This is a genomic window from Deinococcus aquiradiocola (assembly GCF_014646915.1).
Taxonomy (GTDB): Bacteria; Deinococcota; Deinococci; order Deinococcales; family Deinococcaceae; genus Deinococcus; species Deinococcus aquiradiocola.
Genome location: NZ_BMOE01000009.1, coordinates 123,612 through 140,935, shown reverse-complemented (window position 1 = coordinate 140,935; position 17,324 = coordinate 123,612). Strand labels below are relative to the sequence as shown.

The following is a 17,324-nucleotide window of genomic DNA, read 5'->3' as shown; positions in this document are numbered from 1 at the left end:
CGGGACATGAACAGCGGGCGGGACAGGGGATTTCCCCTGCCCGCCCGCTCTCCCGTCTGCCTGCCGGTGCGGCGCGTCAGACCGGGTTCAGCCGCGCCCGGTACACTGCGCGCATGACCGCCCGGATCGTGTCGCTGCTGCTCGCCCTGACCTGCGTGTCCGTGCAGGCCACGCCCGTCCGCCCGCTCCCCACCGGTCCCGGTGCGGGCACCGTCTCCCCCGTCCGCTCCTCGCCTGTGGGGCCTGCACCCGTGGGGGTCCCCGTGAATCCGTACGCCAGCACCGATCCGCGCCTGAATGCCGTCCGTCCGGTGCTGGAGCTGCTCGTCACGCTGCGGCAGGTGCAGGACGCGGCGCGCGGCTGGCCCGTGGGCGGCCCGGAGCGCCGCGCGCTCGCGGCTGTCCTCGCGCGGCCTGCCGGGGAGGCGCTGGACGTGCAGGCGGCGGGCGTGCTGCACGCGCAGGTGCTGGCCGCCCTGGGCGAAGACGACCGCGCCCGGTTCGAGGCGGGCCGGGCCACGCAGGTCGAGCGTCTGCGCGCCCTGATGATGCGTGCCCGGTTCGCGTCCGAGGACGGGCAGCCGCAGACGGCGCGCTTCGCGTACAGCCAGTGGCTCGGCAGCCGCACCGTCGACACGCTCCTGAACGCGCCGGACGCGGCCAGCGTGTCCCGCGCGGTGGGGTCGGCCGTGCAGCGCGCCCGTCAGGCCATCGGGACGCCCTGAACGTCGCTTCGGGTTTCGGGGGGCAGGCGGCGGCTTCGCGCTCCGCTCAGTCCGGAATCACTCCAGGAAATCGCGGAGGGCGCGGGTGCGGCTCTCCTGGTACTTCAGTTTGCGCAGCGCCTTGTTCTCGATCTGGCGGATGCGTTCACGCGTCACGTTGAAGCGCTGCCCGACCTCTTCGAGCGTGTGTTCGCGGCCGTCCACGAGGCCCTTGCGGAATTTCAGGACCATCGCCTCGCGTTCGGTGAGGGTCCCGAGCGTGCGTTCCAGCGCTTCGGACAGCATGAGTCGGGCGGCGTTGTCGACGGGCGAGTCGAGGTGCTCGTCGGGGATGAAGTCGCCGTAGAAGCTGTCGTTCTCCGCGCCGACGGGCGTCTCCAGACTGACGGGTTCCTGGCTGACCTTCTGCACGTCCTCGACCTTCGCGGCGTCCCAGCCAGGGCCCATCGCCTCGGCGATCTCCTCGGGCGTCGCCTCGCGGCTGAGTTCCTGCTGGAGTTGCCGGGCGGTGCGGGTGAGTTTGTTGATGGTTTCGACCATGTGCACCGGGATGCGGATGGTGCGGGCCTGGTCGGCGATGGCGCGGTTGATGGCCTGCCGGATCCACCAGGTGGCGTACGTGCTGAACTTGTAGCCACGGCGGTACTCGAACTTCTGCACGGCGCGGATGAGGCCGCCGTTGCCTTCCTGGATGAGGTCCAGGAAGCTCAGGCCGCGGTTGGTGTACTTCTTGGCGATGCTGACCACGAGGCGCAGGTTCGCTTCGGTGAGGTGCTGGCGGGCCGCGTCGCCGTCTTCCGCCTGGCGCTGCAGGAGGCGACGTTCGCGTTCGTGGAGGTGCAGGTGTTCGTCCAGCTGGCGTCTGGCGTGCTCGCCTTCCTCGACGCGCCGTGCGAGGCTGATCTCCTCTTCCAGCGTGAGGAGCGGCACGCGGCCGATCTCGTGCAGGTACTGCCGGACGGGGTCGCTGGACACGGTGCGCGGCAGGCTGCCGAGGAAGGCCTCCTCGTCCAGGTCGTCCCGGTCGGGGTCGTCCTGTTCGGGCGCGCGGCCCTGCGGGTCGTCGGGGTCGTCGTCGGTATCGTCCGGGGGGTCGTCGACGGTGACGCCCTGGGCGTTCAGGTACACCTGCAGGTCCTCGAAGGCGTCCGGGTTCTCGGGGTCCTGCCCGGTCGCTTCGAGGGCCGTGGCGAGGGCGGTGGCGACGTCGTCGCTGCTGACGCTGCTGCCCGGACCGGCGGTCACGAGCGCCTGGATAGCGGGGTGCGCGTGGTGCGCCCGGACGGGGGTGAGGCTGACGGTGGGCGTGGTGCGGCGCGGGCCGGGCCGGGCGGGCCGCGTGGGCGGGTCGAGGTGCAGGGGTGGCGGCCCGCTGTCCTCGTGCGGGGCTGGGGTGGCCGGGGCGGGCGTGGCGGACCGGGCGGGCCTGACGGGTCGTGCGGGGGTGCGGGGCGGGCCGGGGGCCGCGTCTTCCGGGCCGTCCGCGCTGCCGAGGGGCGCACTTCCAGCCTGCATCAGGGTCGTCTCGGGAACCGACGGGACGTGGCGCAGGCTGGACTTCCTCGGGGGAGTGGCCATGTGGCCTCCATGATGTCGCATCGGGTGCCGCTTGTGTAGCCCCGCGCGCCCCCCCGTTCCGGGGGCGGCGGGTCAGGCGCGGGTGGCGGTCAGGACCTTGAAGCCGCCCTGCTGCGCGAGGCTGCGCACGTCCTGCCAGTCTCGCAGGAGCCGTTCGTACGGCAGGAATTCGTTGGCGACCATGACGAGGCGTCCACCGGGGCGCAGTCGGCGCGCGGCGGCCTGCACGAATTCGGCCGTGATGTCGAGCACGACGCCCCTGCCGACATGGAAGGGCGGGTTGCTGAGCACGAGGTCGTAGCCGTCGTCCTGCAGGGCGGCGTCCACGTCGGAGTGCAGGACACGCGCGGCGAGGCTGTTCGCTTCGAGGGTCGCTTCGGCGCTGCGGACGCTCTGCAGGTCCGCGTCGAGCAGGGTGACGTCCGCGCCGCGCGACGCGGCCCACGCGCCGATGATGCCGGACCCGCAGCCGAGGTCGAGAACGCGCTGCCCGTGCAGGTCCTCACTGCCGAGCACGTCGAGGAGCAGGGCGGTCGCCTTGTCGAGTTTCGCGGCGCTGAACACGCCGGGCAGGCCGACGACGGTGAGGCCGTGCGTCTCGTAGCGTTCGGCGTCCGGCTGGGGGGGCGTCTGGCCGGGGCGGCGCACGAGTTTCGCCGCGCGCATGCCGGTCTCGCGGGCGACGGTTTCGCCGCTGCCGAAGAGGGCGGCGGCGCGGCGCACGTAGCGGTCGAAGCCCTTGTCCTTGTCGCCCGCGAGGTACAGGGTGCCGCCGGGCGGGGTGACGGCGTGCGCCCAGCTGATCTGCGCTTCGGCGTAGGCGTTGCCGCGGTCGCCCGCGAGGACGAGGGCGACGGTGGGCGTGCGGCCGGGCCAGTGGGCGCTGAGGTCGTCGCCGGGAATGGCGGCGACCGGGTCGTGCCCGGAGGCGCGCAGGGCGGCGAGGGCGGGGGCGCTGCCTTCGACGGCGCGCAGGGTGACGCCGGGCAGGCAGCCGGTCAGGCCGCCCATGGCGGTCAGGTCGAGCACGTCGCCGCGCACGCCGTCCAGGTACATGGTGGTCACGAGGAGCGTCTGGGCGGCGTCGAGGCCGGGCGCGCCGCGCACGCCGGCCTTGGTGGCGACGCCGCGCCGCAGGTTGGAGAGTTTGGGCGGCAGTTCGGCCGGGTACGTCTCGAAGTACCCGCGTGGCGCGCCGGTGTGTGGCGCGCGGGCCTCGGCGGGCGCGGCGGGGGCGCGCGTCCCGATCTTGAGGGTGCCCTTCCGGCCTGCGGGGCGGCCGGAACGCGGGGAGGTGGTCTTCTTGGTGCTCACACGGGCATTATGCCCGCCCCGGCGGGCGGGGCGCGCTACGCTGGCCGGGTGAGGCGACATGAGGACGGGCACGGGCGCAGCGTGACGGGGGCCGGGTGACGGGGGCGGGGTCCAGTCCGGATTTCAGTCTGGAGTTGCAGCACTGGCGGCGCGGGTACTTCCGGGTGGCGGGCGTGGACGAGGCGGGCCGGGGCGCGTGGGCGGGGCCGGTGACGGTGGCGGCGGTGATCCTGCCGAGCACACTGCAGGGCGCGGCGTTCGACGATTCGAAGGTGCTGCGGCCCGCCGAGCGGGCGAGGCTGGCGGGCGAGGTGCGGCGGGTGGCGGTGGCGTGGGCGGTGGAGCACGCGTGGCCGGACGAGATCGACCGGCTGAACATCCTGGGGGCGACGCACGCGGCGGCGCTCCGGGCGGTGGCGCGGCTCGTGCCGGCGGCGCAGGCGCTCGTGACGGATTACCTGAAGCTCCGCACCGACCTGCCCCTCCTGGCCCCGCCGAAGGCGGACGCCCTGAGCCTGAGCGTGGCGGCGGCCAGCATCCTGGCCAAGACCGAGCGGGACGCGCTGATGGAGGAACTGGACGTGCGGCATCCGGGGTACGGGTTCGCGGGGCATAAAGGGTACGGCGCTCCGGCGCACCGGGCGGCACTGGAGCGGCTGGGCGTGAGCGACGTGCACCGCCGGAGTTACGCGCCGATCGCGCGGCTGCTGCAGCCCGCACTGCTGGAGGCGGAGCCGTTGTTCGGGCCCAGCGGGCCGGAGGGGACGTGAGGTGCGGGGTGCGGGCAGGCTGAAGGGTCGGTGGCTGGACTCTCCGCGACTTGCTCACCGTTCTAATAATTGATGGGAGTATTTATGAGACAGGAGATCCACATGGACGACCCCGCCTCCCCCACCCCACGCCCCGCCCGCCGCCGCCGCACCTTCGGCGTGTACATCGGCCGCTTCGAACCCCCGCACCTCGCGCACCTCGCCGTGATGCAGGAAGCCCTGCAACAGGTGCAGAAGCTCATCGTGGTGATCGGCTCCGCACGCGGCGCCCGCACCACCAAGAACCCCTTCACGTACGAGGAACGCCAGGAGATGATCTCCGGCATGCTGCGCGCCGCAGGCGTCCCCCGTGCCCGCGTGCTGTTCGTCGCCGTGCGCGACTACTTCTACAACGAATCCCTGTGGCTCTCCGAAGTGCAGGGCGGCGTGGCAGCCCACACGCGCGGCAGCAGCGACGTGGCACTCATCGGACACGTCAAGGACGAGAGCAGCTACTACCTGCGCTCCTTCCCCGCCTGGGAATTCCTGCCCGCGCACGTCGTCAGCCCCCTGTCGGCCACCGGCGTCCGCCGCGCGTACTTCGAGGGCACGCCCACCACCGACCTCGTCCCGCCCGCCGTGCAGGACTTCCTCGACCGCTTCCGCAGCACGCCCGACTACGACGAACTGCGCCAGGAGTACACGTACCTCGCCGAGTACCGCGCCGCGTGGGCCGCCAGCCCCTTCCCGCCCGTGTTCGTCACCACGGACGCCGCCGTGACCCGCAGCGGGCACGTGCTGCTCGTCCGGCGCGGCGGGCAACCCGGCCACGGCAGGCTCGCCATGCCCGGCGGTTTCCTCGACGTGAACGCCACCCTCCTCACCTCCTGCATCCACAAGGTCCGGCACGAGACGGGCCTCACGCACCCGCCGCTCGAACAGCACCTGCGCGCCCAGGCCGTCTTCGACTACCCGGACCGCTCCCTGCGCGGCCGCACCATCACGCACGCCTTCCACTTCGACCTCGGCACCGGACAGCTCCCACAGGTCCGGCCCGGCCCGGAAAACGACCAGGTGTTCTGGATGCCGCTGAACGAGGCGCTCGCGCAACCCGAAGCGTTCTTCGAGGACCACCACGCCATCATCGAGCACTTCGTGCTGAAGGGGTAACCATGACCACCACAGACCGCCTGAGCGGCGTCCTGTACGGCAGCGCCTACGGCGACGCGCTCGCCGCGCCCACCGAGTTCACGCGCGACCTGCACCGCATCCGCAGCGAGTACCCGCCCGCCGGACCCACCGACCTGCACGCGGGCAGCGTCACGGACGACACGCAGATGATGCTCGCCGTCGGCCGCGCCCTGCTCGGCACGCCCACCCTGACCGCCAGCACCGCCGAAGGACCACTGCGCCACGAGTTCGGCGCGTGGCTGCACGACCCGCAGAACACCCGCGCGCCCGGCCTCACCTGCCTGCGCGCCTGCGAGAACCTGGAAGCGGGCGGCCGCTGGCAGGACGCGACCGTCACGGCCAGCAAAGGCTGCGGCGCGAACATGCGCGTCCAGCCCGCCGCGTTCATCCGGGACGCGGACGCCCGCGCCGGGTACGCGCAACTCCAGGCGGCCCTCACGCACGGCCACCCCACCGCCCTCACCGCCGCCGAACTCACCGCCGAAACCGTCCGCCTGCTGCTGGACGGCACGCCCCCCGGCGCCCTCGTGAACGCCCTCACTGCGCACGCCCACACGCAGCGCGGCACGTACCGCGAGGACTGGCTCGGGGACCTGTGGCGCGTCGCCGGAGCGTCCAGCCCGGCGGCATACATCCGGCAGGGATGGGACGAGGCGCTCCACGTCCTGCAGCGCCTCTCGGACGCCACCCGCGCCCCCATCCCCGAAGACGCCGACCCCTGCGACTTCACCGGTGAGGGCTGGATCGCCGAGGAGGCCCTCGCGACCGGGCTGCTGTGCTTCCTGCTCAGCCCGCACGACCCCGTGAACACCCTGCGCCGCGCCGCCGTCACGCGCGGCGACAGCGACAGCCTCGCCTGCCTCGCCGGGGCCTTCAGCGGCGCGCACCTCGGCCTGCACGCCTTCCCCGCCGACTGGAGCGCCCGCATCGAGTACGCGGACGAACTCGCACGCCAGAGCGCCGCCCTCACGCAGAAGGCGTGGTGACCATGACCGTCAGCACCAGCCTCAACAACCCGCTGAACGTCGTCTGGATCCACGACCCCGCCCTCACGCCGCTGTGGGCCGGACGGCTCGGCCTGACCATCGCGCCCGGCAAGAAAGGCACCATGCTCGGACGCTCGCACAACCGCGACCTGAACGCCGACTTCGCCCGCCTGACCGCAGAGCGCGTGAACACCGTGGTCAACATGATGGAAGCCCACGAGGAGACCCGCTGGCAGATGCACGGCTACGACGAGGCCGCGCAGCGCGCCGGACTGAACGTGCGGCGCTTTCCGGTGGTGGACGTGAACGTCCCCAGCGACCCCGCCGCCTTCGCCGAACTGGTCGAGGAAATCTACGCCCAGCTGAAGGCGGGCGAGACGGTGGTGGCGCACTGCCTGGGCGGCCTGGGCCGCAGCGGCATGCTGGTGGCCTGTCTGCTGGTGAGGTCAGGCGAGTTCGGGGCTGACGACGCCATCCAGTTCGTTCGCAAGAAACGTGACATCAAAGCCATCGAAGGCGAGCAGCCACAGTTCGTCGAGCAGTATTTCCAGAATCTCGACCGGTAGCCCATTCGTCCTCGTTCCACCAAGGAGCACCGCCATGACCCACCTTTCCGACACCAACATCATCCTCGACACCGACAGCTACAAGGCCAGCCACTTCCTGCAGTACCCGCCCAAGACCACGCGGCTGTTCTCGTACCTGGAGTCGCGCGGCGGCAAGTACCCCGCCACGCGCTTTTTCGGCCTGCAGTACATCCTGAAACGCTACCTGAGCACGGTCGTCACCGCCGCCGACGTGGAAGAAGCCAGAAGCCTGATCGAGGCGCACGGCGAGCCCTTCCCGTACGACGGCTGGATGCGCGTGGTCACCGAGCACGGCGGCAAGCTGCCGCTGGAGGTGCGCGCCGTGCCGGAAGGGACGCTGGTGCCCACCCACAACGTGCTGATGAGCGTCACCAACACCGACCCCGAACTGCCCTGGCTGGTCGGCTGGTTCGAGACCATGCTGATGCGCGTCTGGTACCCGACCACCGTCGCCACGCAGAGCTACTCCCTGAAGCAGATCATCCGGGAAGCCCTGGAGCGCACCAGCGACCACGCCGAGGCCGAACTGCCGTTCAAGCTGCACGACTTCGGCAGTCGCGGCGTGAGCAGCCGCGAGAGCGCGGGCCTGGGCGGGCTGGCGCACCTGACCAACTTCATGGGCAGCGACACCCTCGAAGCCCTCCGCACCGGACGCAACTACTACGGCACAGATGTGGCCGCCTACTCCATCCCCGCTGCCGAGCACAGCACCATCACCAGCTGGGGCAAAGCGCACGAGGTCGAAGCGTACCGCAACATGGTCAACACCTTCGCCAGGCCCGGCGCGACCTTCGCGGTGGTCAGCGACAGCTACGACCTGAAGTACGCCATCAACGTCCACTGGGGCGAAACGCTGCGCAAACAGGTGGAAGAGAGCGGCGCGACCCTCGTGGTGCGGCCCGACAGCGGCGAACCCGCCGCGATGGTGCGCCTCGCCGTGCGCGCCCTCGACGCCAAATTCGGCAGCGACCTGAACAGCAAAGGCTACAAGGTGCTGCGGCACGTGCGCGTCATGCAGGGCGACGGCATCGACGAGAACAGCATCCGCGAGATCCTGCAGACCGTGACCGGCGACGGCTTCTCCGCCGAGAACATCGCCTTCGGCATGGGCGGCGCCCTCCTGCAACAGGTCAACCGCGACACACAACGCTTCGCCTACAAGGCCAGCGCCGGACTGATCGACGGACACTTCCAGCCCATCTACAAGGACCCCGTCACCGACCCTGGCAAACGCAGCAAGGACGGCGTGCTCGACCTGGTGATGGAGAACGGACGCTACGTGACCAAGCAGTACCAGACCTTCGACACCGAATTCCCAGGGTCCGTGCTGAGGGTCGTGTTCAGGAACGGCGAACTGCTGGTCGACGACACGCTCGACGAGGTGCGGGGACGGGTGTGAACCAATCCCTAGAACGTCTCCTCCCCGTCCTCTCGACCATTCCCGGTGTCAACATTCCCGCTTCCTTCCTGCAGGGCGCATACATCGCGGCCAGTCAGCGGAAGATCGAGCAGCTGGAGCAGGCGCTGCGCTCTGAGGTCGGCCTGCTCAACCAGAAGGTCGAGGCCAGGAAGCTCCGCCTGGACCACGAGTACGTCCGGTCCGAGTCGTTCACCGCCAACGTGATGCAGGCGCTCCGGGCGGCGGAGGTCGCGGAGTCGGAAGGCAAGCTGCGCTTCATCGCCCGCGCCCTGGCCGGGTGCTCGCTGAGCTTCCCGCCGCCGACACTGGACAGGTTTCAGAGTATGCGGATCATCGAGGGGATGTCCGACCGGGAGTTGAAGGTGTTCACCGAGTATTTTCAGCTGCTGGACCCGATCGACCCGTATGCAGACGCGTTCCCGATTGACAGCAGCGTTACGGTGGCCGGATTGACCCGGCACGAATTCCAGGCCGCGCTGCTGGGGCTAAGGCAACTGGGGCTGCTGACGCAGGACACCGTGGCCGTGAAGCCAGACCCGTGGACCAACCAGACGGCACCCGCTCAGGCCTGGAAACTCACCGCGCTGGCGCGGCAGGTCGCCACGCTCAGCCGCGTGGGATTCGAGGAACCGCTGTGACCAGAACGACGGGCCGTGATCTGAACGTGCAGGTGCAGCTGGAGCGTCTGGTGGCTTACCGGGCGGACGGGTCGGTGTCGCCGGTGGTGGTGGCGGGTCGCCTGTCACCGGACGGGGTGTTCTCGTGGGCGGAGCAGCCGGGGCCGCCTGTGGACGGGGCGGGCGTGCAGGAGGGCGTGACGTTCGCGGCGGGGCTGGCGGGGACGCTGGCGTCCGTGACGGAGTCGAGCGACACGGACACGCCGTTCGTGCCGTTCGTGCTGTCGCGCGCGTTCACGCCCGGGGAGCTGGAGCGCGTGGACTGGCTGGGCCTCCTCCCCCTCCCGACCGGTGAGGTGGAGGTCGAGGTGCGCCCCTCGGACTTCCGGCTCGCGGAGCGGCTGGCGCGGCGTGAGGCGGACGGGAACGCAGCGGACTTCTACGCGCCCGGCGAGGCCGAAGCCATCCGGGCGGCGGAGGCCGTGTTCATGGGGTTAACGGAACGGCGGCTGGTGACGGTCACGGCGGGAAGGGTGGCGCTGCTGCTGATCGACGTGGCGCGGCTGCCCCTCGGCACGTGGGCGGGCGTGGCGTCCCTGCGGATCGACACCTGAGGAGGAATGCCATAGCCCGTGGCGCGCACCGGCTCGGGTTTTACATTCCTTGCTGAACATGTCGCGCGCCGGATGCTCTTACCTCCGCTTCAGGATGTTGAAGGCCATCAGCAGTGCCACGACAGCTCCTCCTGCAAAGAAGATGAACAAGGTACAGGAGAGGGGACTTATTCCCGCATAAACATACCCGTCGCCAAATGTACTTTTTCTTACAGCAAGAGACTTACCAAACTCGCGGTTCTGAGGTGGGATTTCCCCTTCGCATTCACCAAAATGACGTCTGGATTCTATTTCGTATTCTCCCCTCGTTTCAATTTCGAACGAAGTAGTCATGTAGCAGGTAGAGGACGTTGTTTGCCTCCCCTGGCTGTCTTTGCTCGAAGAGGTTTTGGTTTCGAATCTGTTCCCGGTGACTTTGCCCCATAGCACCGGCTCAGAAATGGACATATAGATATCTTTGGCGACAAAACAACTGATCACTCCAAAGAGTAGGCCGAAGCAAAGGAGGGAAAGTCGGGTTGCTGGTGCGAGATCAGGAGAAGGTCTCGAATACGTTCTGGTTTTCATCCAGTCGGGCAGGGTCATTTGTTCGCAAATTAGCACATGGTATGAAGCCAAGAAGCCGAATATTCCGAGAGTCTGCAGGAGCGACAACGATGAGCCAGATTCTGTTCTATGCGACGGACAAACCTTACGGCGAGTTCAGTAATTTCAGTCGGCATCCTGTCGATCTGGACGGCGTGACGTGGCCGACCACCGAGCACTACTTCCAGGCCCAGAAGTTCGCGGGCAGCCCGCACGTGGAGGGGGTGCGGGCGCAGCCGACGCCGATGCTGGCCGCGCAGATGGGGCGGCGGCGTGACCTGCCGTTCCGGGCGGACTGGGACGCCGTGAAGGACGACGTGATGAGCGTGGCCCTGCGTGCCAAGTTCACGCAGCACCCGGCGTTGCGTGCGCTGCTGCTGGGTACGGGGGACGCGGTGATCGTGGAGCACACGCGGAACGACGCGTACTGGGCGGACGGCGGGGACGGTTCGGGCCGCAACCGCCTGGGTGAGCTGCTGGTGGAGTTGCGCGCGGCGCTGCGGGAGGGACCGTGAACGTGTTCGGCCTGAGTATCCCGCCGCTGGTGCTGGACCTGTCGGGCGGCGTGTGCGTGCTGGTGAGTCTGTACTTTTTGTGGGCGAAGTCCAGCGTGTACTGGCACTGGAGCAACCTGTCGCTGCTGCCTTATTTCCTGCTGTTCGTGGCGGGCGGGCAGTGGATGCTGGCGGGGTTGCAGGTGACGTACCTGCTGTTCGGGGTGCATGGCCTGTACCTGTGGCATCTGGAGCGGCAGCGGGCGGAGCGGGGTGTGCCGTTCCGTGAGGGGCCGTGGTACGGGGTGACGTGGGTGGCGAGCCTCGCGATCTTCGCGTACACGGTGGCGGTCACGGACTTCGGCGCGGGGTGGAACTGGGTGCAGTTCGTGGCGGTGACGTTGTCGCTGGTCGCGAATTTCGGGACGACGCGCCGCTGGACGTGGTCGTGGCCGGTGTGGATCGCGGTGAATGCGGTGCAGGCGGCGTACTTCTGGCATGCGGGGTACTGGGTGCTGTTCGGGCTGCAGTTCGTGCTGGCGGCCATGAGCGTGGTCGGCTGGCGCGAGTGGCGGCGGGACGAGCGGCGGGAGGTCGCGTTTGCCTGACGTTCACAGGGGGCGGTTCCGGCACGGCCTGATCGTGGGAAAGTTCGCGCCGCTGCACCGGGGGCACATGCTGCTGCTGGACGCGGCGCTTGAGCAGTGTGAGCGTGTGAGCGTGTGGGTTTACTCCCGCCCGGACTTCCCGGAGATGCCCGGTCCGCTGCGGCGCGGCTGGATTCGGGCGCTGTACCCGGCGCGGCTGTTTCCGGGCCTGGACCTGCTGCCGGACGCCCCGAATCCGCCACTGAACGACGAGCCGGACGCCGTGCACCGCGCGTACGTGCGCGGCGTGCTGGACGGCTGGAGCGTGCGTCCGGACGCGGTGTTCACGTCCGAGGGGTACGGGGAGGCGTTCGCGGCGTCGCTGGGCGCGGCGCACGTGTGCGTGGACCGGGCGCGGGAGGCCGTGCCGGTCAGTGGCACGGCATTGCGGGCGGACGTGCACGGCCTGCGGGCGTTTCTGGATCCCGTGGTGTACGCGCAGTTCGTTCGGCGCGTGGTGATCCTGGGTGCGGAGAGCACCGGCAAGAGCACCCTGACGCGGGCGCTGGGCGAGGACTTCGGGACCGCGTGGGTGCGGGAGTACGGGCGGGACGTGTACGAGCGCGAGCGCGGCGCGCTGACGCCCGAGCACTTCCTGGAGATCGCGCGGGGGCACCGGGCGCTGGAGGACGAGGCGATCGTGTCGCCGGGCGTGCGCGAGTGGGTGTTCAGCGACACGGACGCCGCCACGACCCTGATGTGGTCGCACCTGCTGACCGGCACGGCCCGCCCGGAACTGCACGCGCTGGCGGACGAGTGCAGGATGCGGTACGCGCACGCCTTCGTGTGCGGTACGGACCTCCCGCACGAGCAGGACGGGTGGCGCGCGAACACCGAGGTGCGCGCCGTGCAGCAGGCCTTCATCCGGCAGGACCTCGCCACGCGCCGCGTGCCGTTCACCGTGCTGCACGGCAGCGTGCAGGAGCGCATCGCACAGGTGCGGGCCGCACTGCGGTCCTGAGCGGTGCGGGCGCCTGAGCGGTTGCGGGCGCAGGTGAGCGCCTGCGGTGCGGGTGGGGCGGGCATACTTGGTCGGAAATCAGTTCCGGGTCCGGCCATACCGGCCGGACCCTGCAGGAGTCATACATGAATTCATTCCGTTCCGCCGTCGTCGTGACCGTGTTGCTGGCCGGGCAGGGGTCTGCCCTGCAGGGTTCGCCCGCCCTGCCGTCCGTTCTGCCCGTGTCTGCACCTGCACCTGCGCCTGTGTCGGGGGCGCCCGCGTCCGGGCTGTCGTCTGCGGACAGTGGCGTGGCCGCGTACCTGCGCGGGGATTTCGTGGGAGCGCTGGCGATCTTCACGCCGCGCGCGGAGATGGGCGAGCCGGTCGCGCAGTTCTACCTGGGTCGCATGGCGATGTTCGGGGAGGGCATGGCGCAGGACGCGGCGCTGGCGTTGTCGTGGTGCGGGAAGGCGCAGGCGCAGGGGAACGCGGACGCGAGTTACTGCCTGGGTCGCCTGTACGTGTACGGGCTGGGCGTGGCGGTGGACGTGCCGCGCGGCGTGCAGCTGATGCAGGCGGCCGCGGAGGGCGGCTCGGCGTACGGGCAGGATTTCCTGGGGTACATGTACGAGAACGGGTTCGGCGTGAAGGCCGACCCTTCGCGCGCGGCGGCACTGTACGGGCAGGCGGCCACGCAGGGGTACGCGACGGCGCAGGTGGACCTGGGCCTGCTGTACGAGTACGGGTACGGCGTGAAGAAGGACGTGGTGCGGGCGCGTGAACTGTACCTGCAGGCGGCGGACGCGGGGAGCGCGTACGGGCAGGTGAGCCTGGGCTACCTGTACGAGGCGGGCCTGGGCGTGAAGGCCGACCCGGCGCGCGCGGCGGACCTGTACGGCCGGGCCGCCGCGCAGGGCGACGCGAGCGGGCAGGTGAGCCTCGGGTACCTGTACGAGGCGGGCCTGGGCGTCCCGAAGGACGAGGGGCGGGCCGTGTCACTGTACCGGCAGGCGGCGGATCAGGGGGACGCGCGCGCGCAGGTGAGTCTGGGCGTCATGTACGAGACGGGGCGCGGCGTCGGCCGGGACGACGTGGCGGCCCTGCAGTGGTACCGCCGGGCGGCCGATCAGGGCAGCGCGCGCGGGCAGGTATACGTGGGCGACTTCTACCGGGCCGGGCAGGGCGGCGTGAAGGCGGACGACGTGCAGGCGGCCGCGTGGTACCAGAAGGCGGCCGACCAGGGAGACGCGGCAGGGCAGCTGAGCTTGGGCCTGATATACGAGCTGGGGCGCGGCGTGACGCAGAGCGACTCGCGCGCGGCGGGCCTGTACCGTGCGGCGGCAGAGCAGGGGAACGCGACGGCGCAGTCGTACCTGGGGGACGCGTACCGTGAAGGGACGGGCGTGAAGCAGGACAACGTGCAGGCCCTGCAGTGGTACCGCCGGGCAGCGGACCAGGGCAGCGCGCGCGGCCAGGACCGGCTGGGGCAGATGTACTCGGAGGGGCTGGGCGTCCGGAAGGACGAGGCGCAGGCGCTCCTGTGGTACCAGCAGGCGGCGGATCAGGGGTACGCGGCCGCGCAGTACGACCTGGGCCTCGTGTACGAGAACGGCGAGGGCGTGAAGGCGGACGCCGCACGTGCCGCGACGTGGTACCGCAAGGCGGCCGATCAGGGGAACGCGCGCGCGCAGGTGGCGCTCGGTTACCTGTACTTCTACGGTGACGGCGTCCGCGAGGACAACGCCGAGGCCCTGAAGTGGTTCCGGCTGGCGGCAGACCAGGGCAACGCCCGCGCGCAGAACGCCGTGGGGTACGTGTATGAGGGCGGGTACGGCGTGAAGGCCGACACGCGCGCCGCTGCCGACTGGTACCGCCGGGCGGCGGATCAGGGGAACACGTCCGCCATGAACCACCTGGGCGACCTGTACGAGGCGGGGCAGGGCGTGAAACGCGATTACGCGCAGGCGCTGGCACTGTACCGCCGCGCGGCGGACGCGGGCAGCCCGACCGGGCAGGACAATGTGGGGTACATGTACGAGCACGGCGAGGGCGTGAAGCGTGACGACGCGGTCGCCGCGTCCTGGTACCGCAAGGCGGCGGACGCAGGGAGCGCGGCGGCCCGGACGCACCTGGGCGTGCTGTACCTGCAGGGGCGCGGCGTGAAGAAGGACCCGAAGGCGGCCCTGACGCTGTTCCAGAAGGCGGCGGCGCAGGAGTACGGTCCGGCGCAGACGCAGCTGGGCCGGATGTTCCGGTCGGGGACGGGCGTGAAGAAGGACCTGAAGGTGGCCGCCGAGTGGTTCAGGAAGGCGGCCGCGAACGGGGACGATGCGGCGCGTGCGGAACTGAAGACGCTCGGGAAGTGACGGCCCTCGCCTGAACGAGACCGCGCCCCGGGAAGACATGATCCCGGGGCGCTTCTCTGTGGGGCTGGTGGGGTGCGTGGTCCGTGCGGTTTCCGGAAAACGCCCGCTTCAGGGTGAGCCTGTGTCAGCCGTCCTCGTCTTCGGGTTCGCCGCGTTCGCGTTGCGACTGGAGACGCTGCACGGCCTCGTCGGTGGGGCTGATGTTGGCCTCGCCGTCCGCGTATTCGGGGCCGTCCAGGCCGGAGATGACGATGCTGGACGGTTCGCCTGGATCGTGCTCGCTCCTGTCTGTTGCGGTCATGACGCAGCGTACGCCCGTTCGGCGGCGGGCGGGCTCGGGTCGGCTTAAGGGCCGTTCAGAGTTGCGGGCCGGTCGCTCTCCGCCTGGGGGGCCGGGACGGGGCGCGCGTCGAGCAGGGCGGCGAGGCTGCTGGCGTACGTGCGGGACCACATCAGCAGCAGGAACAGCAGGAGGTACACGCCGAGGCCGTACAGGCACAGGCCGAGCAGCACGCCGGGCAGCCAGACGAGCGCGGCCCTCACCTGCGGGGTGAGGAAGGAGAGCGAGTCGCTCATGGCGCCGCTGTTCAGGGCGATCGTCAGGAAGAGCACGAGGGCCAGCACGATCAGCAGGTTCAGGGCGAGGAAGCCGAGCAGGATCATGCTCAGCAGGAACCACTGCCCGGCGAGCTGCGCGGTGCGCGCGAGTGGCGGTCCCTGCATGCCTCGTGCGCGCTGCACGGCGACGTTCATGAAGCGCAGCACGGTGCCCAGGATCAGCCAGGTGATGACGGCGACCGGGATGCCGGACACGACGCCGCTCACCGTCTGGTACGCGATGAGGCCCGGCCCGGTCACCAGGCCGTCCGTGAGGGCCGGGTCCGAGGCGTCCAGCAGCCGTTCGGTGAGGCGCGTGGTGAAGGGGATGAGGAGTGGGCTCAGCAGGACGCCGAGCGCGTTTCCCCACTGGCTGAACACCAGCCAGCCTGCCAGGGTGCGCCGCAGGCGTTCCATGCGCGGGGCGTCCGGGGCGGGCGTCTGTGCGTCCGGTGGCTGTGCGTCCGGTGCGTGCACCCATTCCCCGAGACGCGTGAGCAGTTCACGCGCCCAGCGGATCACGCTGGCGTACACGCCGGTCAGCGCGAGCGTCAGGAGGCCCGCCACGCTCAGCAGGGCGGTCGCCGTGCCCGCGCGGTCCTGCGCGGCGGCCGGGAGGAGCGCCAGGGCGGCCCGCCCGCCGAACGTCAGGCTCAGGGCACTGACCGCGCCGCCCACCATGGTCAGGGCCGCGAGGACGTTCAGGCCCCGGCCGAGCAGGGAGGTGCTGCGGGTCAGTCGCGCGCGCAGCACTTCCGGGTCGGGGGCCGGGGCGGTCCACGTGACGGGGGCGCCCCCGGCCACGTGGTCGGCCGGGCGGTCGGCCGGGCGGTCGTCTGGGAGGGGCGGCGGGTTCCAGGGATCACCGGGCGGGTGGGTCATGCCTGCAGTGTGGCACGCCTCGCCTGCGGGCGGGCAGGCAGGTCCGGCCCGGCGGCGCGTGCCGGGCGGGCACGTACACTGGACGCGTGACTTCCCTCCCCCGACCCATCGTCCACGACTGCGATCCCGGCACGGACGACGCCGTGGCCCTCCTGCTCGCGCTGCACAGCCCGGACCTGGACCTGCGGGCCGTGACGACCACGCACGGCAACGTGTCGCTCGCCAGCACCACCCGCAACGCCCTCGACCTGCTGCAGTTCGCGGGGCGGGCGGACGTGCCGGTGTATGCGGGCGCGGCCGGGCCGCTCGTGCGGGCGGCGGTGTACGCGCCGGAAATTCACGGGCAGGGCGGGCTGGGCGGCTCGGACCTGCCACGCTCGCCCGTCCCGGTGGGAGCGCTGCACGCGGCGCTCGCCCTGCTGGCCCTGGCGGACGGGGTGGGGCCGGACCTGAGCGTCTGCGCGACCGGTCCCGTCACGAACCTCGCTCTGGCGGAACGGCTGCGGCCCGGGTTCCTGCGCGGTCTGCGCGAGGTGATCGTCATGGGCGGCAGCGTGGACGTGGGCGCGCCGAAGCTCGGGAACGTCACGCCGTACGCGGAGTTCAACGCGTTCGCAGACCCGCACGCGCTGCGCGTGGTGCTGGAGAGCGGCGCGCGGCCCGTGCTGTTCGGCCTGAACCTCACGCGGCAGGTGCGCGTCACGCGGGAGCGCACGGCGACCCTGGCGGCAGCCGGGACGCCCGCCGCGCGCCTGAGTGCCGACATGCTGAACGGGTACCTCGACCTGATCGAGCGGCGGGATCAGCGGGTGGGGGCGCTGCACGATCCGTGCACGGTGGCGTACGCGGTCCGCCCGGACCTGTTCCGGCTGGAGGACGCGCACCTGCAGGTCGTGGCGGACGACACGGAAGGCAGCGGCATGACGGTCCGCGCGGACGGCGCGGCGAACGTGCGGCTGGCGGTGGAGGCGGACGAGGACGGCGTCTGGGCGCTGCTTGGCGGGCGGTTGGGATGAGCGGGGCGGCCGG

The 17,324-nt window shown here is 70.8% G+C and carries 18 protein-coding genes; 13 read left to right on the top strand and 5 right to left on the bottom strand.

The window, feature by feature from the left end:
- The first annotated feature begins 113 nt into the window (after positions 1–113).
- Positions 114–725 (top strand): hypothetical protein, encoded by a 612-nt coding sequence (locus IEY33_RS13375; protein WP_188963777.1) that lies wholly within the window; start codon positions 114–116, stop codon positions 723–725.
- Positions 726–782: 57 nt separating this feature from the next.
- Here the strand turns inward: IEY33_RS13375 and rpoD are convergent, their stop codons facing one another.
- Positions 783–2,303: an RNA polymerase sigma factor RpoD gene (gene rpoD / locus IEY33_RS13370; RefSeq protein WP_306415616.1), complete on the bottom strand. Its 1,521-nt coding sequence runs from the start codon at positions 2,301–2,303 to the stop codon at positions 783–785.
- 72 nt (positions 2,304–2,375) lie between these two features.
- Positions 2,376–3,617: a class I SAM-dependent methyltransferase gene (locus IEY33_RS13365; RefSeq protein ID WP_373288090.1), complete on the bottom strand. Its 1,242-nt coding sequence runs from the start codon at positions 3,615–3,617 to the stop codon at positions 2,376–2,378.
- Positions 3,618–3,712: 95 nt separating this feature from the next.
- On the opposite strand from IEY33_RS13365, the gene rnhB reads away from it, so the two are divergent.
- From rnhB to IEY33_RS13330, 7 genes are all read left to right on the top strand, one after another.
- Positions 3,713–4,387, top strand: a complete 675-nt coding sequence (gene rnhB, locus IEY33_RS13360) for a ribonuclease HII (RefSeq protein WP_188963776.1) — start codon at positions 3,713–3,715, stop codon at positions 4,385–4,387.
- A gap of 102 nt (positions 4,388–4,489) precedes the next feature.
- Entirely contained in the window at positions 4,490–5,536 is a 1,047-nt protein-coding gene (locus tag IEY33_RS13355; RefSeq protein WP_188963775.1) for a bifunctional nicotinamide-nucleotide adenylyltransferase/Nudix hydroxylase, read from the top strand.
- A gap of 2 nt (positions 5,537–5,538) precedes the next feature.
- A complete protein-coding gene (locus IEY33_RS13350; RefSeq protein ID WP_188963774.1) occupies positions 5,539–6,543 on the top strand; it encodes an ADP-ribosylglycohydrolase family protein in 1,005 nt (334 codons plus the stop codon).
- Between the two features lie 2 nt (positions 6,544–6,545).
- Positions 6,546–7,109: a phosphatase domain-containing putative toxin gene (locus tag IEY33_RS13345; protein ID WP_229671016.1), complete on the top strand. Its 564-nt coding sequence runs from the start codon at positions 6,546–6,548 to the stop codon at positions 7,107–7,109.
- Between the two features lie 34 nt (positions 7,110–7,143).
- Entirely contained in the window at positions 7,144–8,529 is a 1,386-nt protein-coding gene (locus tag IEY33_RS13340) for a nicotinate phosphoribosyltransferase (protein ID WP_188963772.1), read from the top strand.
- On the top strand, positions 8,526–9,188 hold the full coding sequence (locus tag IEY33_RS13335) for a hypothetical protein (protein WP_188963771.1): 663 nt from the start codon (positions 8,526–8,528) through the stop codon (positions 9,186–9,188). The genes IEY33_RS13340 and IEY33_RS13335 overlap by 4 nt, the downstream gene beginning before the upstream one ends.
- A complete protein-coding gene (locus IEY33_RS13330) occupies positions 9,185–9,781 on the top strand; it encodes a hypothetical protein (protein WP_188963770.1) in 597 nt (198 codons plus the stop codon). Before IEY33_RS13335 ends, IEY33_RS13330 begins: the two co-directional genes overlap by 4 nt.
- Positions 9,782–9,859: 78 nt before the next feature.
- Here IEY33_RS13330 and IEY33_RS13325 read toward each other — a convergent pair whose 3' ends face one another.
- Positions 9,860–10,366: a hypothetical protein gene (locus IEY33_RS13325; RefSeq protein WP_188963769.1), complete on the bottom strand. Its 507-nt coding sequence runs from the start codon at positions 10,364–10,366 to the stop codon at positions 9,860–9,862.
- 71 nt (positions 10,367–10,437) lie between these two features.
- On the opposite strand from IEY33_RS13325, the gene ybiA reads away from it, so the two are divergent.
- The 4 genes from ybiA to IEY33_RS13305 all read left to right on the top strand — a co-directional run bounded on the left by ybiA (position 10,438) and on the right by IEY33_RS13305 (position 14,816).
- Positions 10,438–10,881, top strand: coding sequence for a riboflavin biosynthesis intermediates N-glycosidase (gene ybiA, locus IEY33_RS13320; protein WP_188963768.1), 444 nt, complete (start codon positions 10,438–10,440; stop codon positions 10,879–10,881).
- On the top strand, positions 10,878–11,468 hold the full coding sequence (locus IEY33_RS13315) for a nicotinamide mononucleotide transporter family protein (protein WP_229671009.1): 591 nt from the start codon (positions 10,878–10,880) through the stop codon (positions 11,466–11,468). Before ybiA ends, IEY33_RS13315 begins: the two co-directional genes overlap by 4 nt.
- Positions 11,461–12,468: an AAA family ATPase gene (locus tag IEY33_RS13310; protein WP_188963767.1), complete on the top strand. Its 1,008-nt coding sequence runs from the start codon at positions 11,461–11,463 to the stop codon at positions 12,466–12,468. Before IEY33_RS13315 ends, IEY33_RS13310 begins: the two co-directional genes overlap by 8 nt.
- A gap of 125 nt (positions 12,469–12,593) precedes the next feature.
- Positions 12,594–14,816, top strand: a complete 2,223-nt coding sequence (locus IEY33_RS13305; RefSeq protein ID WP_188963766.1) for a tetratricopeptide repeat protein — start codon at positions 12,594–12,596, stop codon at positions 14,814–14,816.
- Positions 14,817–14,940: 124 nt separating this feature from the next.
- On the opposite strand, the gene IEY33_RS13300 is transcribed toward IEY33_RS13305, so the two are convergent.
- A complete protein-coding gene (locus IEY33_RS13300) occupies positions 14,941–15,117 on the bottom strand; it encodes a hypothetical protein (protein WP_188963765.1) in 177 nt (58 codons plus the stop codon).
- Between the two features lie 44 nt (positions 15,118–15,161).
- A complete protein-coding gene (locus IEY33_RS13295; protein WP_188963764.1) occupies positions 15,162–16,295 on the bottom strand; it encodes a hypothetical protein in 1,134 nt (377 codons plus the stop codon).
- An 86-nt stretch (positions 16,296–16,381) separates the two neighbouring features.
- On the opposite strand from IEY33_RS13295, the gene IEY33_RS13290 reads away from it, so the two are divergent.
- Positions 16,382–17,311, top strand: a complete 930-nt coding sequence (locus IEY33_RS13290; RefSeq protein ID WP_188963763.1) for a nucleoside hydrolase — start codon at positions 16,382–16,384, stop codon at positions 17,309–17,311.
- Positions 17,312–17,324: the final 13 nt, after the last annotated feature.